General features: G+C 71.0%; 24 protein-coding genes and 1 pseudogene. 8 read left to right on the forward strand and 17 right to left on the reverse strand.

Annotated elements, in window-relative coordinates:
• Window positions 1-95 precede the first annotated feature (95 nt).
• Genes EDD29_RS24025 through EDD29_RS24045 form a run of 5 tightly spaced genes read right to left on the reverse strand, consistent with a single transcriptional unit; the run spans window position 96 to window position 5,371 of the window.
• Window positions 96-1,190, reverse strand: coding sequence for an NAD(P)-dependent alcohol dehydrogenase (locus tag EDD29_RS24025; protein WP_123666576.1), 1,095 nt, complete (start codon window positions 1,188-1,190; stop codon window positions 96-98).
• Window positions 1,191-1,237: 47 nt separating this feature from the next.
• A complete protein-coding gene (locus tag EDD29_RS24030) occupies window positions 1,238-2,446 on the reverse strand; it encodes an NAD(P)/FAD-dependent oxidoreductase (protein ID WP_123666577.1) in 1,209 nt (402 codons plus the stop codon).
• On the reverse strand, window positions 2,443-2,655 hold the full coding sequence (locus EDD29_RS24035) for a ferredoxin (protein WP_123666578.1): 213 nt from the start codon (window positions 2,653-2,655) through the stop codon (window positions 2,443-2,445). Before EDD29_RS24035 ends, EDD29_RS24030 begins: the two co-directional genes overlap by 4 nt.
• A 21-nt stretch (window positions 2,656-2,676) precedes the next feature.
• Window positions 2,677-3,930, reverse strand: a complete 1,254-nt coding sequence (locus EDD29_RS24040; protein WP_123666579.1) for a cytochrome P450 — start codon at window positions 3,928-3,930, stop codon at window positions 2,677-2,679.
• 22 nt (window positions 3,931-3,952) lie between these two features.
• On the reverse strand, window positions 3,953-5,371 hold the full coding sequence (locus EDD29_RS24045) for an aldehyde dehydrogenase family protein (RefSeq protein ID WP_123666580.1): 1,419 nt from the start codon (window positions 5,369-5,371) through the stop codon (window positions 3,953-3,955).
• A gap of 302 nt (window positions 5,372-5,673) precedes the next feature.
• Between EDD29_RS24045 and EDD29_RS24050 the strand changes: the two genes are divergently transcribed.
• From EDD29_RS24050 to EDD29_RS24070, 5 genes are all read left to right on the forward strand, one after another.
• Window positions 5,674-6,900, forward strand: coding sequence for a TetR/AcrR family transcriptional regulator (locus EDD29_RS24050; RefSeq protein ID WP_123666581.1), 1,227 nt, complete (start codon window positions 5,674-5,676; stop codon window positions 6,898-6,900).
• A 322-nt stretch (window positions 6,901-7,222) separates the two neighbouring features.
• Window positions 7,223-7,630: a four-helix bundle copper-binding protein gene (locus EDD29_RS24055; RefSeq protein WP_123666582.1), complete on the forward strand. Its 408-nt coding sequence runs from the start codon at window positions 7,223-7,225 to the stop codon at window positions 7,628-7,630.
• 375 nt (window positions 7,631-8,005) lie between these two features.
• Window positions 8,006-8,584 carry a TetR/AcrR family transcriptional regulator gene (locus EDD29_RS24060; RefSeq protein ID WP_123666583.1) on the forward strand — a complete coding sequence of 193 codons (579 nt, stop codon included), beginning with the start codon at window positions 8,006-8,008 and terminating at the stop codon, window positions 8,582-8,584.
• Between the two features lie 413 nt (window positions 8,585-8,997).
• Window positions 8,998-9,519 (forward strand): RICIN domain-containing protein, encoded by a 522-nt coding sequence (locus tag EDD29_RS24065; RefSeq protein ID WP_148086072.1) that lies wholly within the window; start codon window positions 8,998-9,000, stop codon window positions 9,517-9,519.
• 166 nt (window positions 9,520-9,685) lie between these two features.
• Window positions 9,686-10,291, forward strand: a complete 606-nt coding sequence (locus EDD29_RS24070) for a TetR/AcrR family transcriptional regulator (protein WP_123670652.1) — start codon at window positions 9,686-9,688, stop codon at window positions 10,289-10,291.
• Window positions 10,292-10,312: 21 nt separating this feature from the next.
• Here the strand turns inward: EDD29_RS24070 and EDD29_RS24075 are convergent, their stop codons facing one another.
• The 4 genes from EDD29_RS24075 to EDD29_RS24090 form a co-directional block, all read right to left on the reverse strand.
• Complete coding sequence (locus EDD29_RS24075) at window positions 10,313-12,016, reverse strand: class I adenylate-forming enzyme family protein (RefSeq protein WP_123666585.1); 1,704 nt, start codon at window positions 12,014-12,016, stop codon at window positions 10,313-10,315.
• Between the two features lie 273 nt (window positions 12,017-12,289).
• Window positions 12,290-13,591: a serine/threonine-protein kinase gene (locus EDD29_RS24080; RefSeq protein WP_123666586.1), complete on the reverse strand. Its 1,302-nt coding sequence runs from the start codon at window positions 13,589-13,591 to the stop codon at window positions 12,290-12,292.
• A 198-nt stretch (window positions 13,592-13,789) separates the two neighbouring features.
• Window positions 13,790-14,416 carry an IMPACT family protein gene (locus EDD29_RS24085; RefSeq protein ID WP_123666587.1) on the reverse strand — a complete coding sequence of 209 codons (627 nt, stop codon included), beginning with the start codon at window positions 14,414-14,416 and terminating at the stop codon, window positions 13,790-13,792.
• Between the two features lie 308 nt (window positions 14,417-14,724).
• Complete coding sequence (locus EDD29_RS24090; protein ID WP_123666588.1) at window positions 14,725-14,946, reverse strand: hypothetical protein; 222 nt, start codon at window positions 14,944-14,946, stop codon at window positions 14,725-14,727.
• A 68-nt stretch (window positions 14,947-15,014) separates the two neighbouring features.
• On the opposite strand from EDD29_RS24090, the gene EDD29_RS24095 reads away from it, so the two are divergent.
• Window positions 15,015-15,764 carry an SDR family NAD(P)-dependent oxidoreductase gene (locus EDD29_RS24095; protein WP_123666589.1) on the forward strand — a complete coding sequence of 250 codons (750 nt, stop codon included), beginning with the start codon at window positions 15,015-15,017 and terminating at the stop codon, window positions 15,762-15,764.
• A gap of 335 nt (window positions 15,765-16,099) precedes the next feature.
• On the opposite strand, the gene EDD29_RS24100 is transcribed toward EDD29_RS24095, so the two are convergent.
• The 7 genes and pseudogenes from EDD29_RS24100 to EDD29_RS24130 all read right to left on the reverse strand — a co-directional run bounded on the left by EDD29_RS24100 (window position 16,100) and on the right by EDD29_RS24130 (window position 20,400).
• Window positions 16,100-16,714 (reverse strand): dihydrofolate reductase family protein, encoded by a 615-nt coding sequence (locus tag EDD29_RS24100; RefSeq protein WP_246052969.1) that lies wholly within the window; start codon window positions 16,712-16,714, stop codon window positions 16,100-16,102.
• Window positions 16,715-16,811: 97 nt separating this feature from the next.
• Entirely contained in the window at window positions 16,812-17,309 is a 498-nt protein-coding gene (locus EDD29_RS24105) for an SRPBCC family protein (protein WP_123666590.1), read from the reverse strand.
• Window positions 17,309-17,653, reverse strand: coding sequence for an ArsR/SmtB family transcription factor (locus EDD29_RS24110; RefSeq protein WP_123670654.1), 345 nt, complete (start codon window positions 17,651-17,653; stop codon window positions 17,309-17,311). The genes EDD29_RS24105 and EDD29_RS24110 overlap by 1 nt, the downstream gene beginning before the upstream one ends.
• Before the next feature lie 106 nt (window positions 17,654-17,759).
• Window positions 17,760-17,933: pseudogene (locus EDD29_RS48170) on the reverse strand (IS256 family transposase); the annotation flags it as partial.
• 86 nt (window positions 17,934-18,019) lie between these two features.
• A complete protein-coding gene (locus EDD29_RS24120; RefSeq protein ID WP_123666592.1) occupies window positions 18,020-19,090 on the reverse strand; it encodes an alkene reductase in 1,071 nt (356 codons plus the stop codon).
• 60 nt (window positions 19,091-19,150) lie between these two features.
• Window positions 19,151-19,423: an alpha/beta hydrolase gene (locus EDD29_RS24125; protein ID WP_123666593.1), complete on the reverse strand. Its 273-nt coding sequence runs from the start codon at window positions 19,421-19,423 to the stop codon at window positions 19,151-19,153.
• Between the two features lie 44 nt (window positions 19,424-19,467).
• Window positions 19,468-20,400 (reverse strand): NADP-dependent oxidoreductase, encoded by a 933-nt coding sequence (locus tag EDD29_RS24130; RefSeq protein ID WP_123666594.1) that lies wholly within the window; start codon window positions 20,398-20,400, stop codon window positions 19,468-19,470.
• A gap of 132 nt (window positions 20,401-20,532) precedes the next feature.
• On the opposite strand from EDD29_RS24130, the gene EDD29_RS24135 reads away from it, so the two are divergent.
• Window positions 20,533-21,072 (forward strand): MarR family winged helix-turn-helix transcriptional regulator, encoded by a 540-nt coding sequence (locus EDD29_RS24135; protein WP_123666595.1) that lies wholly within the window; start codon window positions 20,533-20,535, stop codon window positions 21,070-21,072.
• 490 nt (window positions 21,073-21,562) lie between these two features.
• Here the strand turns inward: EDD29_RS24135 and EDD29_RS24140 are convergent, their stop codons facing one another.
• On the reverse strand, window positions 21,563-22,207 hold the full coding sequence (locus EDD29_RS24140) for a DUF6518 family protein (protein WP_123666596.1): 645 nt from the start codon (window positions 22,205-22,207) through the stop codon (window positions 21,563-21,565).
• Window positions 22,208-22,662: 455 nt separating this feature from the next.
• Between EDD29_RS24140 and EDD29_RS24145 the strand changes: the two genes are divergently transcribed.
• Window positions 22,663-24,366 carry an SWIM zinc finger family protein gene (locus EDD29_RS24145; protein ID WP_123666597.1) on the forward strand — a complete coding sequence of 568 codons (1,704 nt, stop codon included), beginning with the start codon at window positions 22,663-22,665 and terminating at the stop codon, window positions 24,364-24,366.

Raw genomic sequence — 24,366 nt, forward strand, 5'->3', positions numbered from 1 at the left:
TCAGAACCTTGTTTCGATACTTTACCGCCTCTCCGGGGACCGGGCATGACGAGTGGCCCCCGCGGTGTTCCGCGAGGGCTGCACATCGTGAGGGATCAGGGCATGACAAGGACGGGTTTGACCGCGGTGCCCGCGATCGCGTCGGCCTCTGCCCGGTCGATCTCGTCGAGCCGGTAGCGGGTGATGAGCTCCTCGAAGGGGAACACGCCCTGGCGCCACAGCTCGATGAGGCGGGGGATGAACAGTTGTGGGACGGCGCCGCCCTCGTAGAGATAGGTGACGGTCTTACCGGTCAGTTCGGCCGGGTGCAGGGTGAGCATGTCCATGCCCGCGCCGACGAGGATGCAGGTACCCGGCCGGTTCAGCACGCGCACGGCGTTGGCCATGACCGCGCTGACTCCGGTGGTGTCGAAGCTGAAGTCGAGCCCTCCTCCGCCCCCGGTGACCGCCCCGACGACGTCCGCGTCGCCGCCGTCGACGGCGCGAGTGGCGCCGAGCTTCAGGGCAAGGTCGCGCCGGGCGGGGTTGAGGTCGACCGCGACGATGTCGCTCGCACCCGACAGGCGGGCCGCCATGATCGCCGACAGGCCGACCGCGCCCGCGCCGAAGACGGCGAGGGACTGCCCGGGGGCGAGCCGCATCGCGTTGAGGACGGATCCGGCGCCGGTCTGGATGCTGCAGCCGAGCGGCCCGAGCAGCTCCAGGGGCAGATCCTGTTCGACCTTCACCATGTTCCGGACCGTCGTCAGGGAGTACCGGGCGAAGGAGGACTGGCCGAACCACCGGTTGGTGACGGGCTCGCCTCGGGCGTCGCGTGCGGTACGGCGGCCGTCGGCGGTGAGGCCGCTGAGGTTGCGGGCCTCGAAGCCGGTGCAGTCGGTGGGACGCCCGGCGAGGCAGCCTGGGCATGTGCCGCAGGAGTCGAAGCTGAGGACGACGTGGTCGCCGGGCGCGAAGTCGGTGACGCCGGGCCCGACCTTCTCGACGACGCCGGAGCCCTCGTGGCCGAGGACGGCGGGCAGGAAGTGCTCGCCCAGCACGCCGGCGCGTCCCATCAGGTCGGTGTGGCACAGGCCCGAGGCGACGACGCGGACGAGGGCCTCGCTGGGGCCGGGCTCGTCGAGTTCGAGGGTCTCCAGAGAGTACGGGCCGGCCGGGTCCCGCAGAACGGCGCTCAGGGAAGTGGTCATGGGTGCTGCCTCCGGCAGGACGTCGGGGTGGGGAGAAGGGGCGCGGGTCACGCGGGGAACAGGGCGAGAGCCTCGTCCCAGGTGCCGCGCCGGTGGATGAGCCGCCGGTACTTCATGATCTTGCCGGGCTCGTTGAGGGTGAAAGCACCCGCGAGCCGGTCGCCGGACCGGTACAGAACGATCAGGCGCTCCCCTCCGACCTCGCCGGAGACGATCTTGACCTCGTCCTCGGCGGGGTGCCCGATGAGCTGGATGCGGGTGTCGTACCAGTCGCTCCAGACGTACGGGACGGTCTCGTAGCGCTGGGGATCGCCGGCCTGGACGGCGTTGCGGCCCGCCGCGCCGCCCTGGGCGGCGGCGTTGGTCCAGTTCTCCAGCCGGACGAGCTCCTGGTCGAGGAGCGCGTTGGGCCAGTGGACGGCGTCGCCCGCGGCGTACACGCCCGGCCGGGAAGTGGCGAGGTGCTCATCGCACAGGATCCCGCCATCCACCTCGTGCAGGGCGACACCCGATCCCCGCAGCCAAGCGGTGGCGGGGCTCGCACCGATCCCGACGACGACGAGGTCGGCGGGCAGCAGCGTGCCGTCGTCGAGCTCGACGGACTCGACACGCCCCGTCCCGTGGATCGCCCGCACCGCGGTGCCGAGCCGCAGGTCGGTGCCGTTGTTCACGTGGACGGCCGCCAGCGCGTGCCCGAGATCCGTGCCAACGGCCCTGGCCAGCGGTGCGGGCTGCGCTTCCAGCACGGTGACGGCGCAGCCGTGGTGGCGGGCGGCCGAGGCGACCTCGGAGCCGATGAATCCCGCGCCGATGACGACGACCCGCGCCCCGGACTCCAGCGCGGACTTCACCGCGAGGGCGTCGTCCAGGCCGCGCAGGCAGGTGACGCCCGGGATCGCCGCCCACGCCTCCGGGATGCGGGCGGACGCTCCGGTCGCCACGACGAGCGCGGAGAACTCGACCGGCTCGCCGCCCACCCAGACGATGTCCTCATCGGGGTCGAGCCTGTCCGCGGGCGCGCCGAGCATGACCTCGACGCCCAGTTCGGCCGCGTAGGTGGCCTCCTCACGGAACATCGGGACGTCGGTCTTGCCTTCGAGGAACGCCTTGGACAGCGGCGGCCTGTCGTAGGGAAGGTGGGGCTCGGCCCCTATCAAGGTGATGGGACCGTCGTACCCGGAGGCCCGCGCGCTCTCAACGGCGCGCAAGCCCGCCAGCGAGGCTCCGACGACGACGAGGGGCTTACGGTCGCTCATTCGGACGTATCCTCGGCCAGGCGCAGCGCGGCGGTGGGACAGGCGACGACCGCGTCACGGACGTCGGCCAGCTCCGCGTCGGTGATGCCGGTGAGGTCGGCGCGCGGGACGAGGAGCCTTCCGTCCTCGTCGATCTCGAAGAAGTCCGGAGCGAGCGACTCGCAGATGCCCAGGCCGGTGCACTTGGCGAAGTCGACGTGAATCAGCATGGATGTCTCCCTGATCTTCCCTCAGCCCACGTGCGCGGGCAGGGACTCGATGCCGTTGACGAAGTTGCTCTTCATCGCCACGGGGGTGCCGAAGGTGATGTCCGGCAGGCGGCGCAGCAGTTCGCCGATGATGGAGCGGAGCTGGACCTTGGCGACGCCGTTGCCGAGGCAGAAGTGGGTGCCACCGCCACCGAAGGCGACGTGGCGGGGGAAGCGGGGCCGGGACAGGTCGAACGCCGCGGCGTTGTCGAAGACGCTCTCGTCGCGGTTGCCCGAGCAGTAGAACATCGCCACCTTGTCCCCGGCGGCGATCTGCGCGCCGTTCAGCTCGACATCACGCGAGGCGGTGCGGGTGAAGGTCATGACGGGGGTGGCGTGGCGGACGAACTCCTCGATCGCGCCCATGATGCGGCCGTCGAAGTCCTTCATCAGCCAGTCGCGCTGCTCGGGATGCGCGGCCAGGCTGAGCATGGTGTGGCTGGTCGTCTGCTTGGTGGTGTCGTTGCCGGCGGTCGCCATCAGCAGCATGAACGCGCCGATGTCGTCGTCGGTGAGGCCGTGCCCGTCGATCTCGGCCTGCACCAGGTTGGTGAGCAGGTCGTCGGCGGGGTTCGCGCGGCGGTGGGCCGCGAGGTCCTTGGCCAGGGAGTAGAGGTAGATCGCCTCCTCCATCTTGAGGTTCACCGCCTCCTCGGGCGCCATCCTGTGCGCCTCGCCCGCACCGAACAGGTTCTCCGCCGCCTGCGCGACCCGCTTGCGCTCTGAGGCCGGCACGCCGACGATGTCGGAGACCGTCTCCATGGGCAGTCGGCTGGAGCATGCCTCTACGAAGTCGACCTCACCCGCACCGATCAAGTCGTCGACGATCAGGTGGGCGTTCGCGGCGATCCGGTCGTCGATCTTCTTGATCTGCTTGGGTGTGAACGCCGCGCTGACCAGGCTGCGGTACCTGCTGTGCTCGGGCGGGTCCATGGCCAGGAAGAACGATCCGCCCGCGGCGGAGGCGCCGATCGGGTCGAGGGTGAAGCCGTTGCGGGACTGGAACGTCTCGCTGTCCATGCTGACGGTGGTGATGTCCGCGGCCCGCGTCACCGCCCAGAAGCCCTGCTCGCCGTGCGGGGCGGGGTAAGAGACGGGCGGGTGCCAGCTGACCGGGGCCTCGGCGCGCAGCCGCGCGAAGGCCTTGTCCCGCTCGTCGAACGGCTTGCTCCAGAACTCGTCGGAGGAGATGTCGACGCCGGTGGTGAAGGGGTGGGCGGTGGTGAACAGGTCCATGGGGGTCACTCCTTGGTGAAGATCAGCGCTGTGGGATGGCCGGGGAGACGACGGTCTGGACGTCGGTGAAGCCGTGCAGGCCCCAGACGCCGTTCTCAACGCCGATACCGCTGTGCTTCACGCCGCCGAACGGCAGATCGGGGCGGGCTCCCGTGCCGTGCGCGTTGATGGCGACCTGCCCGCACTCCAGCTCGGTGGCGACGGCGCGGGCCCGGGCGATGTCGGGTGACCACACAGAGGCGGTAAGCCCGTACGGTCCGCTGTTGGCCTGGGCGATCACGTCGTCCAGGTCGCGGTAGGCGATGACGGGCAGGGCGGGACCGAACTGCTCCTCCTCGACGATGGCCAGGCCTTCCGACACGTCGGCGAGGATCGTCGGTGCGAAGAAGTAGCCCGGCCGGTCGAGGGGAGCGCCGCCCGCCGCGGCCCGAGCGCCCTTGGCCAGCGCGTCCCGGACCAGTCCGGCCACCCGGTCGAACTGCGGCCGGTTGTTGATCGGCCCCAGCCGTGCGCCGTCGACTGTCCCTGCGTCGACCCTGACGGTGCGGGCCCGCTCGGCGAGCGCCTCGACGACGTCGGCGTAGATGCCCTCCGGCGCGTAGACCCGCTTGACGGCGAGGCAGACCTGCCCGTTGTTGGCGAAGGCACCCCAGAAGAGGCTCTCGGCGATCACCTCGGGGTCGGCGTCGTCCAGGAGGATCGCCGGGTCGTTGCCGCCCAGCTCCAGGGTCAGCCGCTTGAGGTCGTCGGCGGCCGTGCGCGCGATGGCCATGCCGGTCGGGGTGGAGCCGGTGAAGCTCACCTTGCGCGGCACAGGGTGGGCCGTCATCTGCGCTCCCAGGGGCTCAAGGCCGGACACGACGTTCAGGACTCCGGGCGGCAAGGCCCGCGCCAGCGCCTCACCCATCGCCAGGGTCGACAAAGGGGTGTAGGGCGACGGCTTGAGCACCATCGTGTTGCCCGCCCGCAGCGCCGGGGCGATCTTCCAGGCTGCGAGCGTCACCGGGACGTTCCACGGGGTGATGGCCGCGACCACGCCCAGCGGCCGCCGGACGACCTCGGCGAAGCCGTTCTCGTCGTCCTGGACGATCTCGCGCGCAAGCTTCAGGTCGGCGAAGTGGTTCAGCCAGTACGCCGCGCCCATCACCTCCATCCTGGCGTCCTCCAGCGGCTTGCCCTGCTCCAGGGTCAGCAGACCGGCGATCCGCTCGATGTCGGCGTACAGCTCGGCAGCGCCTGAACGCAGTGCCTCACGGCGGCGGTCATCGTCACGCCGCCACTGCCCGAACGCGGCGTTCGCGCTGGACATGGCGAGGTCGAGCTGCTCACGGCCGCAGTCGGGGGCTTGGGCGAAGACTTCGGCGGTCGCCGGATCGATCACCTCGAACGTCGCCTTCGCCGGAACGGGCAGGCCGTTGATCGTCATGCACGGATCGGTCATGGGTCCTCCTCGGAGGCGTCGCACGCGCATCGCGCCGAAGCCGGGGATCCCGAGATGTGTCGGGGAACACACACCGTACGAGACTCCAGATCCAAGTTCAATACCAGGTTACACCTATCACTCTCAGCTCATGCATAAGCACTTTAGGTGCTATCGGCTGGTGATATGTGCGGCCCGGGAGTCCTGTGTTTTGGTGAACCGTTCCCGATGGACACCGCGAGGGAGACAGCGCCCGGTTGATCACATATAGAATGAGACTCGGGTTCGCGAACTGTGGGTGAGCCGGACAGCCGGAGGGGATCATGGCCGACCGGGCATGGGAGCGTTCACGGGACGCCGAGATGCGGGCTCCCGCGTTCAAGCAGGTGCGCTACGAGCGAATCCTTGAGGCCGCCCTGGAGATCCTCCAGGATCAGGAGTACGAGCAGATCAAGGTCGATGACGTGGCGCGGCACGCCGAGATGGCCAAGGCCACCCTGTACCGCTACTTCGCGTCCAAGGACCAGGTGTACGCGGTCGTCCTGCGCCGGTGGGCCGAACGCGAGCTGCAACGGGCCGTGACCTCAGCCGAGCCCGGCGAGGTCCACGCCTGTGCCCGGGCCGTCATCGGCGCCTACGAGCGGCAGCCACAGTTCTTCAGACTCGAACTCCTGCTCTCCACCAGCACAGAGCGCGAGGTCCGGGCGGAAATGTCGGCGTTGAGCGCGCGGACCCGTCAGCTGTACGCCCGGGGATTCGCCGCCTGCGGAGTCTCTTCTCCCTACGACGCCGCGGTCACCCTTCAGGCACTCATGCGGTCATTTCTCACCGGAGTCATCATCCACGAGATGCCGCTCTCCACCGCCCACCGTCGCATCACCCGGTTCATCGACCTGTGCACTGCGCCGGAGAGCCTCACGCGGACACGGCCTGCCCGTTCCGCGGAACCGCCGCCCAGGCCCGCCGAGGACGAGAAGCGGTCCAGCGCGAAGCAGGCGCGACGGGACCTCATCGTGCGGGTCGCCACGGAGGCTCTCGCCGAACAGCCCTATGAGCAGATCCACGTCTCACAGATCGCGCAACGCGCCCAGATGGCGCCGGGAACGCTTTACCGGCATTTCCCCTCCAAGGACCATCTCTATGCGATCGTCATCCGCGAATGGTTCCGGACCAGCCGGTTCCTCCTCCCCTTCGACGATCTGGCGCCCTCAGAACGCGTCCGCGCGCGCACCTCGGCCGCTCTGGAGACGTTCGAGGCCCAGCCGCAGTTCTTCCTCCTCAACCTGCTCCTGTACTCGGCTCCGGACCCTGCGGTCCACGATGTCCTCGCCGAGGTCGCCTCGCACGCGGAGTGCCTACTTGCGCAGGACTTCCACGCCGCCGGCGTGACCGACTCCTACGACGCCTCCGTCATGCTCATGGCCATCCTGCACTCCCTGGCCCAAGCCGCCCTCACCTACGACACCAGCTTCCCCGAAGTCCACCGCATCGCCGACGCCTTCATCGCCCTCACCACCACGGCATCCCGCCCCGGCCCAACGGCACCCTGAGCCGCTCTCCAGCCGGCCCCGCAGCCAGTCGCCGTACCGACCAACGCGGCCGACTCGGCGGCCTCGGTCATGTAGCGACCGAAGTCCTGCCGGACGCGGGCGCCGAGGCTCCGGGCACCGTCGCGCATTCCGCCCATCTCCACGCACCCGGACGGCACCCGTGCCACCGCGCACTCGCTCATGGGTGGCAGCCCTCTCCTCATCTACACCGTCGCCACCCTCCGCGACGCCATCCCCTCCAGCTTCTCAATATGAGAGTTTCACAATTGGCTAGAGGGGTACTTCCGGCCTTGTGGGACGTTCTATGTGAACGGAGATCGTCATGCCCGTCCTTGAAATGATCAGGACCTATCCGGCCGACATCACCCTCGACCGCGACCTCATGGCCGACACCGTGAGCGCGCTCATCGAGTGCGCGCAGGCCTGCACGGCGTGCGCCGACGCGTGCCTCAGCGAGCCCGACCTGGCGATGCTCGGCAAATGCGTGCGCACCAACCTGGACTGCGCCGACATCTGCGACACCACGGCCAAGGTCCTCTCGCGCCACACCGGCTATGACGCCGGCCTCAGCGTGGCCCAGCTCAGATCCTGCATCGTCGCCTGCGACACCTGCGCCGACGAATGCGCCGAGCACGCCGGCCACCACGCCCACTGCCAACTCTGCGCCGATTCCTGCCGCACCTGCTCGGCCGCCTGCGAACGCCTCATGGACGCCATGATCACCACCTGAGCCCCCACGGCGCGCCTCGAGCCGACAGTGAGCAGCATTGAGGGCACTCGTCCGGGCGGGTCTTACCGTCGGGCCCTACGGTCCGGATCCAGCCGGGGCAGGCGGGTCCCTCGAACACGTCGAGGATCCGGCCGGACTCCCCCCGCACGCGCCGAACAGCCACACGGGCTCCACTCGGGTTCATCCCGGATCCGCCACCGCCGTCACCGCCACCCCCGCAGTGCGTCGGTGGGTGCGGACGTCGGGCAGGCGCCGCCCGGTGAGTGGCGGCGTTCGGCGCGGGGCGCCGGGGGTTGCGGCGCCCCGCGCCGCGGTGCCGTTCACGACCTCTCCCGCACAACCGGATTAAGAATCCGGGTTGGCTAGGATCGGCTCATGTCACCGCAGCGCGCCGATGCCCTCCGCAACCGAGATCTCCTTCTCGAGACGGCTCGCCGGGCCGTCGCGTCGGGGGACCTGTCGCTGCAGCTCAACGAGTTGGCCCGCCGCGCCGGCATGGGCGTGGGAACCGCCTACCGGCACTTCCCCACCCGGCGGGCGCTGCTGGAGGCGCTCGCCGCCCCCGCGTTCGCCGCGGTCCTGGACGGTGCCCGCACCGCGGCCTCGCACGACGACGCGCGGACCGCGGTGGAGGTCCTCGTGCGCGGCCTGCTCGACGGGCAACTGGCCGACGCGGCCTTCGCCGAGGTCATCGCCGCCCTCCCGGCCGACGACGTGCTCCCCGAGACCACCGCGCTCCGCAGAGAGTTCGGCGACCTCACCCGTACGGTCGTCGACCGAGCCCGCGACAGCGGCGCGCTCCGCGCCGACCTCACCGACGAAGACCTGCACCACCTGGTCTGCGGCACCGTCTTCGCCCTCGGCCTCGCCCCCGAACCACCCGCCCGCGTCGAGGCCTACCTACGCGTCCTGCTCGACGGCGTCCGCGCCCCGCGCAGCCCCGACCGGGCCTGACCGGCCTCCGCCCGGCCGCCGGACGGGACCCGTCCACGTGAGCCCGGACCCGCAGCCGCCGCCCGCCGCATCCCCCGGGCCGAACCGACCGGCGGAGCGGGGATCGCCGACGACCTGCGCGAGGCCATCGTCCGCGCCCCCTGAAGGGAGGCCACCGCAACATCTCGCGGCGGTCGCGGGCGTGCGGCCACGCCGGCTCATCGCTCCCGCCACCGGCTCTGGCCGGACCCGCAGGGCGCGCTGTCCCGGGATGCCGGGCGTGGCCGGGACAGTGTGCCCTTTCGGCCCACGGACGCGGGTGGTTAACGTGCCGCTCGTCGCGGCGTCGAGGCCGCGTAGGTCTCCGAAGGGTGGTGATGGTCTTGCGCGGTCGGCCGGCGGAGCGGGTGAGGCGGAGTGCCGTAAGGGTACTCGTGGTGATATCGCTCGTGGTGGGGTCGAGTGTGGTCGGGGCGACGGGAGCGGTGGCCTATGCGCCGATCGGGCGGACGGTCCAGATCACGAGCGTCGTCGACGGCACCTGCATCGAGGCGGTCGAGATCCTCGGCCGCTCCTTCGTCTACTCCGCGGGCTGCACCGGCGGCGCGGACCAGGACTGGGTGTTCACGTGCCTCGGCGACGAGCAGATTCCCAGCTGTGATGTGGGGGGCGGCTACCAGGTGCTCAATATCGTCCACGCCGACACCGGGCTCTGCCTGGACAGGGACTACAACGCCACGCCAGGGAAGGAACACGACCGCCTTTACCTCGGCCCCTGTCTCGGAGTGACCGTCGACCACACCTGGGCGTTCAAACCCATGCCCGAGTTCGGTGGTTTCATCCTCGGGGGGTTCCCCTGCGTCACCCGCACCGGAATCGGCGCGCGCCTCAGACTCAGCGAGTGCTGGCACGCGCCCACCGCCGACTCGGTCTGGCGCACGTACCACCCTGTGTGACGTGGCGGGTGATGGCGTCCACCGCCTCGTAGCAGTGGTTGTCGGGCCGAGAGGATCAGGAAGGCCGCGCGACGCCCTTCACACGGTCCTGGAGGTGATCCGGAATGGGACTATCATTTTCACTTCGGGGCCCGGGGAACCCGGTGGGAGGGGAGTCGTGGAGGACATGGCGGCGGCGCCTCAGCGGCACTCGATGGACACCGAGGAGATGCCCGCCTACAAGCTGAAGCGCAGGCGGCGGATCCTCGACGCGGCCCTGTCGGCGTTGTCCGACCAGGACTACGAGCAGATCCGCATCAGCGAGGTCGCCCAGCGGGCCGGGGTCGCACAGGGCACGCTCTACCGCTACTTCGTCTCCAAGGACCATCTCTACGCCGTCGTCCTCCAGGACTGGCTGGCGAACATCAGCGCCGATCAGATCGCCCCGGCGTCCAGCGCCGCCAAGGACCGCATCCGCGCCCGGGTGCACGCGGTCATCGGCGCCTTCGAGCGACAGCCCCGCTTCTTCAAGCTGCTGATGCTGCTCTACAGCAGCAACGACGTGGAAGTGGATCCGATCCGCACGGCCATCGCCGGCAACGCCCAGCGCCTCCTCGCGCGGGACATGGACGTCCTGGGCACCCCCACCACCCAGGACACCGCGATCATGCTCTGGTCGATCATCTCCAGCCAGCTGGTCAACGCCGCCTATCACGACGGCAGCTACGCCGAGATCTACCGCATCGCCGACGTCTACATCGACATGCTCCCCGAATCCGGCAGGCCCGGCTAGCGCGCTCGCACCGCCTGGAGGTCAGGTCGCGCCGGTCAGGAACGCCGCGCGGAGTTCCGCCTTCAGCACCTTGCCCGTAGCGGTGCGGGGGAAGGGCTCCGCGAGGAAGACGACCTCGCTGGGCACCTTGTAGTCGGCGAGTGCCTCGCCCACGAGGGCCTTGACCTCCTCCTGGGAGGTCGGTGCGCCCGCACGCGGGCGGATCGCCGCGATGGTCCGCTCGCCCAGCCGAAGATCCGGGACGCCGAACACGGCGACCTCGACGAAATCGTCCACGAGAGACAGCACCTTCTCCACCTCGGCGCAGTAGATGTTCTCGCCGCCGCTGATCACCATGTCGGTGATCCGGTCGATCACGTGGACGAAGCCCTCGGCGTCGACGTGCCCGAGGTCTCCGGTGCGGTACCACTCGCCGTCGAACGCCGCCTTCGTCGCCTCGGGCAGGCCCCAGTAGCCGCTCATGACCAGGACCCCGCGCACTTCGAGTTCTCCGGTGCCGCCCGAAGACAGGACCAGGCCCTCCTCGTTCACCGCGCGCACGTCCATGATCGGGATGACGCGGCCGGCGGCCCCCGGGCGCGCCTGGACCAGCGGCCCCGCGATGCTGCACACCGTCGCGACGGTCTCGGTCATCCCCCAGCCGCCGCCCTGCGCGGCGTCCGGCGCGCTCTCGCTCATCCGTCGGGCCAGGCCGGGCGGGGTGGCCTGCCCGCCCGCGCCGATCTGGACGAGGCCGCCCAGCACCTCGGCCGCGTCGGGCAGGGAGAGCAGGTCGTGCAGGGCGAGCGGCGGGGCGGACAGCAGGGTCACCCTGTGCGCGATCATCAGTCGGCCCGCCTCGACCGGATCCCAGCGGCGCAGGCCGACGGTCCTGCCGCCGTTCAGCAGGGCCGTCATCAGGACGCTCAGCCCGGAGACGTGGAAGAGCGGATACACCAGGAGGGACACCGGCGGGGGAAGGTGCTTCCTGAGGACGTCGGCGGGTACCCCGTGGAGGCGCGAGTTGAGCTCGATGCCCGATTCCTTCAGAAACCTCATGTTCGCGATCATGTTGCCGACGTTGCGCTGCGTGAGAACCGCGCCCTTGGCCCTTCCGGAGGTGCCGGAGGTGAACAGGATCCAGGCCGGAGCATCCCGGTCGACGGGCACGGGCTCGGCCTCGCGGCGGTCCGTCCCGGCGAGCGCCGCGTAATCGAGCGGCCCACCGGGCCCACCGGACTCGCGCACCACGACGACCGGCACGGCGCAGCCTCCTTCGGCGAGCCTCCCCGCCCTGGGCTCGTCGGCGATGACGACCGAGCACGGGACGTCGTCGGTCGCGGCGCGGAGTTCGGCGGCCGAGCCGCGGCTGTTGAACAGCACGGCGACGGCGCCGGCGCGGGCCACCGCGAACAGGGAGACCAGGTACTCGGGCCGGTTGCGCATGACGATGCCGACCCGGTCCCCCGCGGCGACGGCGAACTCGTCCCGCAGCGACGCGGCCAGCCTCCGGGCCGCGCCGAGCAGCTCTCCGATCGTGTGCTCGCGCCCTTCCTGGACGAGGAGGACGCGCTCCCCGAAGGCGGACCCCGCCTCGGCGAAGAAGTCCCCGAGGTTCGCGGGCGCCCGCTTGAAAGCGCGGAACTCCAGCCCGCCGACCGTCACCTGTTCGAGTTCGAAGTCGCCTCCCGGCCCCGTCAACTCGGCCACCACGTCCTGGTGCAAGGTCACGACCGGCTGCGGCATGCCCACTCCCGGGAACGATAACAGGAATCTGACTCTCGAAAATTAGCGCCCGGTCGGTGATCGGACAAGGCCCGGATCCTGGTCTCCTGGGATCCGGGAAGCCAGGTGATCTGATGCCGTAGTTCGCGTCCGAACCGGTCGTGAGTCGATCCGGCCCGCGGAATCGAACACGGATGCCTGCGGCCCGGCCGTGGTCGGCGTGACCGCCGGAGCGCCGCGCCTACGGCGACCGTGAGGTACCGGCTGGAGGCCGCGCACGACCGTGCCGGGCCGCTAATCCGTGCTTCTGTGGTCGCGCTCCAGGATGGCCAGGTTGTGCATCGCCAACGGAGCCGCGTAGGAGTGCCCGGAGTCCGCGGCCTTCAGGAGCCACGAGCGCGTCGCTCCCAGATCTCCCTGCCCCCACTCGAACATTGCCAGGTTCAGCATCGCCCTCGGCGCCTGGTCCTCGTCCTCGGTCTCGATCGCCTTGACGAACCAGGAGCGGGCCACTTCCGTGTCTCCGCCGTGGTCGCGCTCCAGGATGGCCAGGTTGTGCATCGCCAACGGAGCCGCGTAGGAGTGCCCCGAATCCGCCGCCCTCGCCAGCCACGAACGCACCGCCTCGTGGTTCTCCTGTCCCCACTCCAGCAGCCCCAGGTTCAGCATCGCCCTCGGCGCCTGGTCCTCGTCCTCCGTCTCGATGGTCTTGACGAACCAGTAGCGGGCGGCCTCGATGCCGCCGGCCGGTGGGCGATCCGCCGCGGATGGATCCGCGGGCTCGGCCGAAGCGGCCAGGGCGTTGAGCACAAAGGTGTGGTCGGGGCGATCGGCGGGGTCCTTGTGGAGGAGGTTCTGGATGAGGTCGGAGAGGCGGGCGGGGATGTCGGAGTGGGTGACGGGCGGTGGGGGGAGAGTGAGGTGCTGGCCCATGAAGGCGGTGACGGTGGGGCCGGGGAAGGGAGGGGCGCCGGTGAGGAGGGTGTGCAGGATGGCACCGACCGCGTAGAGGTCCGTGCGGTGGTCGACGGGCTGCCCCAGCCACTGTTCGGGAGCCATGTAGGCGGGTGTGCCGACCTGGCGGCCGTCGATGCTGTGGCTCGCGGTCGCCTCGGCGATGTGGGCGATGCCGAAGTCGCAGATCTTGATCCGGTCGCCCGCCAGGAGCATGAGGTTGCCCGGTTTGAGGTCGCGGTGCACGATCCCGTGCTCGTGGGCGGCGCGCAGGGCGCGCACCACCTGCTCGACCAGCCGCACCGCCCGGCCGGGCTCCAGGCCCTGCGGATGCCCTGCGATCTCACGGCCGAGATCCCTGCCGTCGAGGAGTTCCATGACGAGGTGCCACTGCCCGTCGTACTCGCCGAAGTCCTCGACCGACGTGACCCCCGGGTGGTTCAGCCGGACGGCTATCCGCGCCTCCTGCCGGAACTTGCTCAACCACAGCGGTTCGGAATCCGCCACATGCCGGTGCAGGAACTTGACGGCCACCCGCCGCTCCCTGAGCAGGTCCTCGGCCGTCCACACCTCGCCGAACGCGCCCTGCCCCAGCTTCTCCTCCACCCGGTAACGCCCGGCGATCTCCAGCCCCGTCCGCACTCACGCCTCCCAGAAGTCCGGCCGTCGCCCCATCCTCTCCCGGTAGGGGCGCGTGCGGGAAGTCGCGCGATCACACCGAGGCCGAACGCCGCGTCCCACGATCCGATCGACGGGGCCGGCGCCGCGCTGCTCACCGGATGGCTCGCCCTCCGCGTCCCGGTGGTCTCCGGACGGTCGAGCAGCCGAAACGCCCCCGCCTCAGTCGGTGACGGGGATCTCCACGTAGCCCGTGGCGCCGCGTTCCATCGACGCCCTGCCCGCCGTGACCCCGGCGACCCACGCCTCGAACCCGTCCAGGTCCTCGACCGGCACCGCCACCTCGGCCTCCACGCCGACGCCGTAGCGCACCTCGCCCGGCTGATGACCCCGACCATGCAGATCACCCAGAAAGCGGCCCGCCAGCGCGTGCTCCACCCGCACCGTGACCGTCACCACCGGGCACAGCTCCACCACCCCGACCGCGTCCACCGCCGCCGCGACCGCCTCCCCGTAGGCGCGCACCAGACCGCCCGTACCCAGCTTCACCCCGCCGAAATACCGCGTCACCACGGCGACCGTGTCGGTCAACCCCCGCCGCACCAGCACCTCCAGCATCGGGATCCCCGCCGTCCCGGCTGGCTCCCCGTCATCGCTGCTCCTGGTGATCTCGCCCCGCTCACCGAGCACATAGGCCGTGCAGTTATGAGAGGCGTCACGATGCGCACGCCGATGACCGCTCAGGAACTCCGCCACCTCGGCCTCGGTACGCACCCGGGCCAGCGTGCAGACGAACCGCGACTTGCGGATCACCAGCCCGTGCGACCCCGCCCTCCGAATCATGCGCATCGTGCCACCGAGTCTACGACCGCCCCGGCACACCCCACGTCAGAGCCTAGGCGCAGGGCCACCGGAGCCGCGTGGCCGTCGTCCCACGGGGGCGAGGACCAGAGCGACGAGCCCCGGTGGGCGACGGGCGGGTTCGACCCATTGGTCACGAGGGCGGCGAGATCCGGGCGGCGACGACGATCGGGCTCCTGGGCTCCCTCTTCCCGACGTCCTTCGTGCCGTACGCCGTCCCGCTCCTCCTCCGCTGGGTCTGGTCAGGCCTTCCCCGCTGACGACGGACCGGTGCGGCCGCCGTTCGGCTCCTTGAGCTAGCCCATGCTCTCCACCTGCGCGCCGAGCACCCGCAGGATGACCTCCCGGTAGATCGGGTTGGCGATCTGGAGGGTAGGGCCCCGGGTGGTGAGGCCGAGGACGCGGACGTAGGAGACGCCGTCGTGCAAGGCCGGGTCCGTCGGCGGGAACGTCCCGGCGACGAGCGCACGCTGCGGTCCCAGACCGTTGTCCCGCCATGCGACGCCGCACAGATCCACCGCGAGCCGGCTACGGACCAAAGTCCTGCGGTCCACGCAGGGCTGAGACAGTCGACAGGAGCATCATCATGGGTCAACTGGACGACAAGATCGCCCTGGTCACCGGCGGCACCTCGGGAATCGGCCGGGCGACGGCACAGCGGTTCGCCGACGAGGGCGCGTTCGTCTTCGTCACCGGCCGCCGCCAGGCCGAGCTCGACGCGACGGTCAAGACGCTGGGCGGCAACGGCCGGGGAGTGCGCGGGGACGTATCCCGCGCCGAGGACCTCGAGGAGATCTTCGCGCAGATCCGCCGGCACGGACGCGGCCTCGACGTGTTGTTCGCCAATGCCGGCGGCGGGTCGTTCGCCGCTCTGCCCGACGTCACCCCCGAGCACTTCGACGAGACGTTCTCGATCAACGTGCGCGGCACGCTGTTCACCGTGCAGAAGTCCCTTGCGCTGCTCAACCCGGGGGCGTCGGTCATCCTGGCCGGTTCGACCGCGGCCACCAGCGGCACGGCGGCGTTCGGCGTCTACGCCGCGAGCAAGGCCGCGATCCGGTCGTTCGCCCGTACCTGGGCGGTGGAACTGGCCGACCGGGGCATCCGCGTGAACACGATCGTGCCGGGCCCGATCGAGACCGAGGGGCTACGCGGGCTGGCTCCGGACGAGGCCTCGGCCGACGCACTCGTCCGCCAGCTGGGCGACTCCGTGCCGCTCGGCCGCCCGGGACGGCCCGAGGAAGTCGCCAACGCGGTGCTGTTCCTCGCCTCCGACCAGAGCAGCTTCGTCACCGGCAGCGAACTCTTCGCCGACGGCGGCGACGAACAGCACTAGGCGTTTGCGGCGGGCCCCGCGAGGGGCTCCGGTCCCCGTCGGCGAGGCGCGACCACGGGTGAGGCTTCGGACGGACGTCCGTTCATGCCGCCCACATGCTTTTCTTCCTGGTGCAGAGGGGTGAGCGGCGATCCGCGCGGACGCGGACCGCCGGTCGGCTCCGGCCGACGTGAACGCCAGGTGCACGCGCGACCGATCGGCCTTCCGGTCGAGGTTCTCCAGCCGGGTCGAGCCGAGCCGTTCGGCCTCTGCCCTGACCACTACACGCAGGCGGGGAGGCGAACGCCTAGATCGAACGACCGGGCTGCTGCGCGGCGCGGTGGCGGGTCCGACGGTCAGGTGGTGCGGCGGTAGCGGATGTGGGTGGTCAGTGGGGAGTGGAGCACCTCGACGGGCTCGAAGTCGAAGTCGATCCCGTCGAAGATCCGCTCGCCGGAGCCGAGCAGAACGGGCGCGATGTCGAGGGTGAGTTCGTCGATCACCCCGGCTGCCAGTGCCTGCCGGACGGCCGAGGCACCACCGGCGATGTCCACGCCCTTGCCGCCTGCGGCCTGACACGCAGCGGAGTACGCGGCGTCGAAGCCGTCGGTCACGAAGTAGAACGTCGTCCCCCCTTCCATCGGGATCGGATCACGGGGATGGTGGGTCAGTACGAACACCGGCGCGTGATAGGGCGGTTCGGCACCCCACCAGCCCGACCAGTCCTCGTCCCAGTCTTCGCGGACCGGGCCGAACATGTTGCGGCCCATGACGTAGGCGCCCCTCGGGCGCATCAGCCACTCGTTCGCGATCTTGTCCGCGTCGTTTGCCCGCGGGTCGCCGATGTGCCAGCCGTGCAACTCCTGCCCCCGCTTTCCCAGGGGGGCCTCACGGCTCTGGTCAGGTCCGGCGACGAAGCCGTCCAGCGAGATCGACATATGGCAGGTGGTATTCGACACCGTGAACTCCATCTAGTGGTCGTGCCTGGGCAAAAGGTCGCGCGGACGCTCGGTCGGATTCGATCGCCGGTGCGCGAGGAGACCGACGGCCGGACGCAGAATCATCGGATCAGCCCTCCGCTCCCTTCCGAACGATCTCGGTGACGTAGGCGGCCAGGTTGCCCAAGGTCTGCCGGCCGCCCTCGATCGCGTGGTACTTCTCGACCGCCTCGTCGCGCAGCTCCCTGGTGGGGAACACCGTGCGCATCTCGATGCGGGTCGCCGTGCCGTCGGGCGTGAACGTCAGGATCGACTCGAAGGCGTTCGGGTCGTCGCGGGACTCACCGTGCAGCAGCGCGATCCGCTCCGGCGGGGCGATCTCCCGCCAGGTGATCCATTCCTGGTAGTCCGTCCCGTCCGGTCCGTGCATCACGAAGTCCCACTCCCCGCCGACGCGGAACTCGAACGCCCGGGTGGTGGTGGTGAACCCCTCCGGTCCCCACCACCGCGACAGGTGCCGGACTTCGGTGAACGCCTCGAACACCAGTTCTCGCGGGGCGTCGATGACCCTGGAGATCACGACCTCGCGGTCGGCCGTCGCGGACGCTCCCCGTCCCATCTCGCTCATCAGCCATCCTCCTGCCTTGCCTGCTTCAGGTCCTGCACGTACGCGTCCAGCCGGTCGAAGCTCTCGTGCCAGAACCGCTCGAACCCGCCGGTCCACTCGTGGACCGGCCGCAGCCCCCGGGCGTCAAGGCCGTACAGGCGCTGCTTGCCCGCCTTGCGGTCCCGAACCAGCCCCACTTCCCGGAGCACCCGCAGGTGCTTGGACGCACCCGGCTGGGTCATTCCCAGTTCCCTGGCCAGCTCGGTCACCGGCCGCTCACCCGAGCGCAGCAGTACCAGGATCTCCCGGCGCTGCGGCTCGGCGATCGCGTTGAAGACGTCCGACGTCGTCGCTGCTCGTGCCATGGGCCCCATGATATTCCCTTATCGGCATGTATCAAGCCGGAGGCAGACTCTCCCGCGCCCCCACCCAGGTCTGTTCGGCGAACGGTGGGAAGGTCGTTGTTGCTGTTCAGTGATCGTTGCGGGTGAGGCGGCCGTCGAAGGCGAGGTCGAAAGCGCCCGGGGCTGCTTTTCAGCGTCGTCCCCAGTGGGCCTGACCCGTGCCGGTCGGGTCGGGTCCCAGCAGCGCGAGATGGACGCATTTCTCAGTTGCCTGCTCGTGCGGGCGGTGTGCTTCGCGCCGCGGCGGGGCCTTTGCGAGTGCGACCGGGATGGCCCGGCCCTCGCCGGGGGTCCGGCGAGGGCCGCGGACGTGGTGGTGCGGGCAGGTCAGGCGGTGAGGGCGGGGTAGTCGGTGTAGCCGCGGTGGTCGCCGCCGTAGAAGGTGGCGGGGTCGGGGGCCGTGTAGGGACCGCCCGCGGCGAGGCGGGCGGGCAGGTCGGGATTGGCCAGGAACAGGCCGCCGAAGCTGATCAGGTCGGTGGTGCCGTCGGTGATCAGGGCGAGCTGGTCGGGGCCGGTGATCGTCCCGGGGGTGTGGGGGTTGAGGATGAGGGCGCCGTTCCAGCGCTTGCGCAGCTCCAGGGTGAGGTCGCGGTCGCCTGCTTCGGAGATGTGCAGGTAGGCGAGGCCGGACGGGTCGAGCGCGTCGATGAGCGCCTGGTAGGTGCTTCGGTGGTCGTCTTCGGTGATGTCGTTGAAGGCGTTCGCCGGGGAGATGCGCAGGCCGGTGCGGTGCGCCCCGATGGCGTCGGCGACCGCGAGGGTGGTCTCGACCGTCAGGCGGATCCGGTTGGCGGAGCTTCCGCCCCAGCGGTCGGTGCGCCGGTTGGCGTTGGTGGACAGGAACTGGTGCAGCAGGTAGCCGTTGGCGCCGTGCACCTCGGCCCCGTCGAACCCGGCGGCGACGGCGCTTCGGGCGGCGGCGGCGAAGTCGGCGATGGTCGCGGTGATCTCGGTGTCGGTGAGCTCGCGTGGGGTGACGAAGTCCCGCGGGCCGTCGGCGGTGTAGACCTGGCCTGCGGCGGCGACCGGGGAGGCGCCGACCGGGGTGAGGCCGTCGGGCAGAAGGCTGGGGTGGCCGACCCGGCCGGTGTGCATGAGCTGCGCGAAGATCACACCGCCTTCCGCGTGGACGGCGTCGGTCACCGTCCGCCAGGCCGCGATCTGCTGCTCGGTGTGCAGGCCGGGAGTGTTCGGGTAGCCCTGGCCGACCGCCGACGGCTGGATCCCCTCGGTGATGATCAGCCCGGCGGTGGCGCGCTGGGCGTAGTAACGGGCGGTCAGGTCGGTGGGGCTGCCGCTCGGCCCGTGGGCGCGGCTGCGGGTCATCGGGGCCATCGCGATCCGGTTCGCGAGGGGGAGGCCGGACAGGTCGAAGGGGTCGAACGCGGTCGTCATTTCACAGGTTCCTTCACAGGTCGAAAGTCCGTCGGGCGCCGGTCCCGGCGCGGCGGTGGGTCACAAGGCGGAGAGGACGCGGATCCGGTCGGCCATGACGCGGCGGGCGATGTCGGAGGCGTGGGCGATGCCTTCGAACTCGTGGGGGACGCCGGGGTGGAGGTGGAACTCGACCGGCACGCCGGCCTGGGACAGGCGCAGGGCGTAGGTGAGGTCCTCGTCGCGGAAGAGGTCGAGCCGGCCGACTTCGATGTGGGCCGGCGGCGGGTCAGCCATGGCGGCGGCGCCGGGGGCGAGGGCTTCGGCGACCTGCGGGTCGAGGGCGAAGGACATGGAGGTTCTCCTTGATGCGAAGGGCCGTGCGGGAAAGGGCGGGGTCAGGGGACGAGGACGGTCTTGCCGGGCAGCATTCCGGCGGCGGCCTCGGCGTGGACGAGGGCCAGGTCGGCCAGGGGACGCCGGGCCGCCACGTCGATCCGCAGTTCGCCGGCGTCGACGAGGGCGACCAGCTCTGCGAGCCGGGCGGAATCGCTGCGGGCGAACACCCGCACCGCCCGCACCCCTCGTGCCGGATCGTCCGAACCGGGGGTGGTGGTGCTGACGAAGACTCCGCCGTCGGCGACCAGGCCGACCAGGTCGGCGGTCTCCTCCGGTGAGGTGTCCACCAGGTTCAGCACCACGTCGAACCGGTCCCCGGCGACCGCCCGGGTCAGCGGGACGGCGGTGTGGTCGACGACCCGGTGCGCGCCGAACCCGCCCACCCGGTCGGCGCTGCGCTTGCTCGCCGTCGCCGTCACCTTCGCTCCCGCCTTCGCGGCGAGCTGCACGGCGTACCCGCCGACGGCGCCGCCCGCACCGTTGACCAGCACGCTCTGCCCGGCGGCCAGCTCCGCGTGCTCGAACAGCGACTGCCAGGCCGTCAGCCCGACTGCGGGCAGCGCGGCGGCGTCGGCCAGGTCCACCGTGCCAGGGGCGGCCGCCAGGAGCTCGGCCGGAACCGCGACGAACTGCGCGGCGGCCCCGTCGGCGTTCATCGGCAGGAACGCCACCACCGCGTCACCGATCTTCCAGCCGATGACCTCCGCCCCGACTTCGGCGACGGTCCCGGCGACGTCGATCCCGGGCACGTGCGGGAAGGTGAGGGGGAAGACCTGCTGCAGGAAGCCCGCGCGGATCGCGACGTCCACAGGGTTGAACGAGGTCCCCGCGACCTGCACCAGCACCTGCCCCTTCGCGGGGACGGGACGGGCCGCCTCCTCATGGACCAGGACGTCGCCGCCGCCGTGGGCGTGGTACCGCACTGCCTTCATGATCTCTCCTCCGTGGTTGCTTCGAATTTGAAGCATGAGAGAGAACCTAACTTGCTTCGAATATGAAGCACCACCCCGAGCCCGGTGATGATCGTCACAGTGCTTCGAGTTCGAAGCATGTACAGTGCGAGCATGAACGACCACGACGCCACGACCGCCGACGAAACCGACGGCGACGTCCCGCCGCTCGAACCTCGCCAACTGGAGGCCTACTTCGTGCTGCTGGAAGCCGTCGGCCTCCTCCAGCACTCCGTCGAACAGCAGCTGCGCGCCGAAGGCGGCATCACCTACGTCCAGTTCCAGCTCATCGCACGCCTGTACCACGCCCCCGGCCCGCTCACCATGACCCAGCTCGCCGACGGCGTCGTCTACAGCCGCAGCGGCCTCACCTACCAGGCCGGCCTACTGGAGAAAGCCGGCCTCATCACCCGCGGCCCCTCCCCCGACGACGACCGCGCCACCCTCGTCACCCTCACCGACACCGGCCGCACCCTGTTCCAGACCGTCCTGCCCGGCCACGTCCGACTCTCACGCACCCTGCTGTTCGACCCGCTCACCAACGACGACGTCACCCACCTCGGCGACATCATGACCCGCGTACGCGACCACATGCGCGCCCAGCCGCCCCGCTCCGCCACCCCCCGCAAACGCCGCAGCCCCGCACAGCCCTGACCCCTCCCCCGGCACGGCCCACGCGACGGCGAAGGTCCCGGAACACCCGGACTCGCACGAAAACGGACCAGGCGCCAGATGCCTCCCCGCAACGGACCACCTTCCGCACCGGTTCCCGGCGGGCAACGGCGAACGGCCGCTACGGCGGCTCCCTCGACGGGCGCATCCGCTTCGCGGTGGAGGTCGCGACGGCCGTGGCGGAGGAGATCTGCGGCGAGGTCCCAGGCGGCCCGTTCCGCCGGTGTCCTGCTGCGGCCGTAGGCGTCGGTGCGCGGCCCACGGCCGTCACCCTCACCTTCAAGCGCCCCCGGGGAGCCCGATCCGCCACCCGGAGCCCGCCTCCCCCAGCGCCGGGAAACCGACCCTCCTCGCCTCGGCGTCGCTCCCCACCGCCTCACACACTGGTCAACGCCTTCCGCCTTGACTGAACAGACCTCGGAGCGCCCTGTCTCCCCGGCGGGAGCTGCGAGCGGCTTCGGGGCGGGCGTCATCAGAGAAGGAAGGCCCTGTTGATGAGGACGGCTGCGGCGGTGGCGGCGGCCGCGCCGCAGAGAAGTGCGGGCAGGGCGTAGGCCCGATCGCGCGCTGAGCGGGCGAGGGCCACGGGGAGCAGGACGCCGATCAGGAGATAGCACCAGGCGGCGGTTCTGCCCGGGCCGCTGTTGGAGTTCGCGTCCGACGCGAGTGACAGGAAGTTCAGCCCCTCCATGATCCAGACCGAGCCCGTGACGCCCGCCGCCGTCGCGCGGATGCGGCGCCGTCCGTCGGCGAGCAGCGACCCGGCGGCGGCGTACACCGGTCCCGCGATCGTGCCCGCCGCGATCCAGATCAGCACGGACGTCGTGCCGGCGGCGTAGCCGCGCAGCTCCGAGGTGACGTAGTACCCCGCGACCAGGCCGGCTTGTGACAGGAGGCCCGCCACGACGGCGCCGCGCCAGCGCCCCCGGGCACACGAACCGACAAGAAAGGCGACCATCACCCACGGAGCGGCCGAATTCACCAGCGCGTGCCAGCCGCCGGTGAGCACGCTCTGCCCGAAGGACGTCAGCGCCCCGCCCGCAAGGCCGACGACAAGCGCGAGCGCGCACAGCGACCACGGCCTGGAGAGCCTGGAGACCCGATCGGATCCGGTCACGGTGGTCCTCCTGGACGGCGCTCTGGCCGGGGCATCTCCCCCGGGGGGCGCCCCACGATATCCGCCTTTCCCCGTCCCGATCGGGCCGCTCGTCTCCCGCTTCGGCCCCGTCGGCACCCTCCTGCACGCCTACGGCTAAGCCACCCGCACCCGCGTGATCGAAACCGTCCGACCCGCCTTCGCCCCGACGTCCACGGCCCGAAGTCCGCTTCACCGCCGCCTTGACCCGGTCGGGCCGGGCGGGTCAGGCGCGCGGCACGGCCACCTTGAGGTCGCGGGGGTGTGGCGGCGGAAGGGGCGTTTGAGGGCCGGAGGTAGAGGCAGCGGCGGGGTGTTCCGCGCAGGCGCCTCCCTTCGCCGCCGACCGCTTCGCGCTGGCCGTCGACACGTCCGTCGTTTCGGGATTTTCGTATTGTTCCGGCGGTTTCGTGGGAGCTGCGGCAGCATGGGTTGCCATGGCGCGTGCGCGGGTGACCGAAGAGTGGATTCGGGCCAGGGCCGGCGAGCGGACCTTCAGCCGGGGAAGGGTCTACTTCGCCCGCGGCAAGGTCGGGAACCTCTCGGTGACCGCGACCGGCACGACCGCCAGGGTGAACGGCACGAAACCCTACGAAGTGCGGGTGGCCCTTCAGGCCGACGGGCTGTCAACACTGTGCACCTGCCCGATGGGCGACGACGGCGGCCTGTGCAAGCACGGCGTCGCGACCGCCCTGGCCTGGCTGGCGCAGGACGGGCCGCTGCCCCTCCCGGACGCGCCCGAGAAGATCACCGACGCCCGTCTGCGCGACTTCCTGGCCGCCCAGGACCCGGAGTGGCTGGCCGCGGAGCTGATGAAGGCCGCCGCGGCGGACCCGGTGCTGCGCACGAGACTGGAGGTCGCGGCGGGCGCCGACCCGGGCGCGGTCGTTGACGTCGAACGGCTGCGCCATCGCCTGGCCGTCCCGATGGGCGTCCTCACCGCGCCGCGCTACGAGTACTCGACCTACGCGGACGGCGACCCGGCCCTCGCCCGGTTCGAGGAGGTCCTCGAAGAGCTGGCCGCGCTGACCGCCGGAGGACTCGCGCCGGTCGCGATCGAGCTGACCGAGTACGCGATCGACGCGCTCGTCCCGCACGTCTCGGATTCCGAGCACCTCATCCAGACGATGCTGGCCGAGACGAGGGAGGTCCACAAGACCGCGTGCGCCGCCGGCCATCCCGACCCGGTCGCCCTCGCCGACCGCATGGTGGACCAGGCGGACGCGCTGTTCGCCGACGCCCTGCCCGCCTACGCCGACGCTCTCGGCCCCGAGGGGATGGCCCGCTACCGGGTCCGGGTCGAACGGGCGATGGCGCGTCAGGAGTCCGACGAGGAGCTGGAGCTCGACTCGGAGACCTTGGCGAGGCTCCGGACGCACCTCGCCGAGCACGACGGCGGCGCCGACGGGCTGATCGCCCTGCTGGGCGACCGCGAACCCGTCCTCGCGGAGATCGTGCGGATCGCCGAGGCGCTGGCGGCCGAAGGCAGGGACGCCGACGCGATCGGCTGGATCCGCGGCCACCTGGAGCGCTTCAAGGACCCCGGCCCCCACCGGGACTGGACCGTGTGGCGCGACCTGAGGGGACTGCGCGAGCTGGCCGCGCGATGCCATGTCCGGGCGGGAGACCGCAGGGGCGCGGTGGAGCTGCTCTGGCCGGTCTTCACCGACCTGCCCATGGACACGACGTACAAGGCGGTCGTCGAGGCCGCGGGCGACCATTGGCCGCGCTGGCGGGTGCGGGCGCTGTCCCTCGTCCCCGAGCTGCTCAGCCGCTCGGGCGGCTCCGGACACACGACGCTCATCGAGATCCTGCTCCTGGAAGGCGAGGCCGAAGCCGCCTGGCGCGCCGCCCTCGACCACGGCATGTCCGGATCGGCCCTCCTCGCGGCCGCCAGAAGCCGTGCCGAGACCCACCCCGCCGACGCGATCCCCGTCCTCCTCGACGCCGCGGAGACCACCATCTCCGGCACGGGCAAATGGCGCTACTCCCACGCCGCCGACCTCCTCGCCGAGGCCCACCTCCTGGCCGAACGCTCCGACGGTCTCGCAGCCTTCACCCGCGAACTCGTCGCCCTCCGCCTCCGCCACAAACGCAAGTCGGCCCTCCAAGGCTTCCTCGACAAGGCAGGCCTGCCGTAG

The organism is Actinocorallia herbida (assembly GCF_003751225.1).
GTDB lineage: Bacteria > Actinomycetota > Actinomycetes > Streptosporangiales > Streptosporangiaceae > Actinocorallia > Actinocorallia herbida.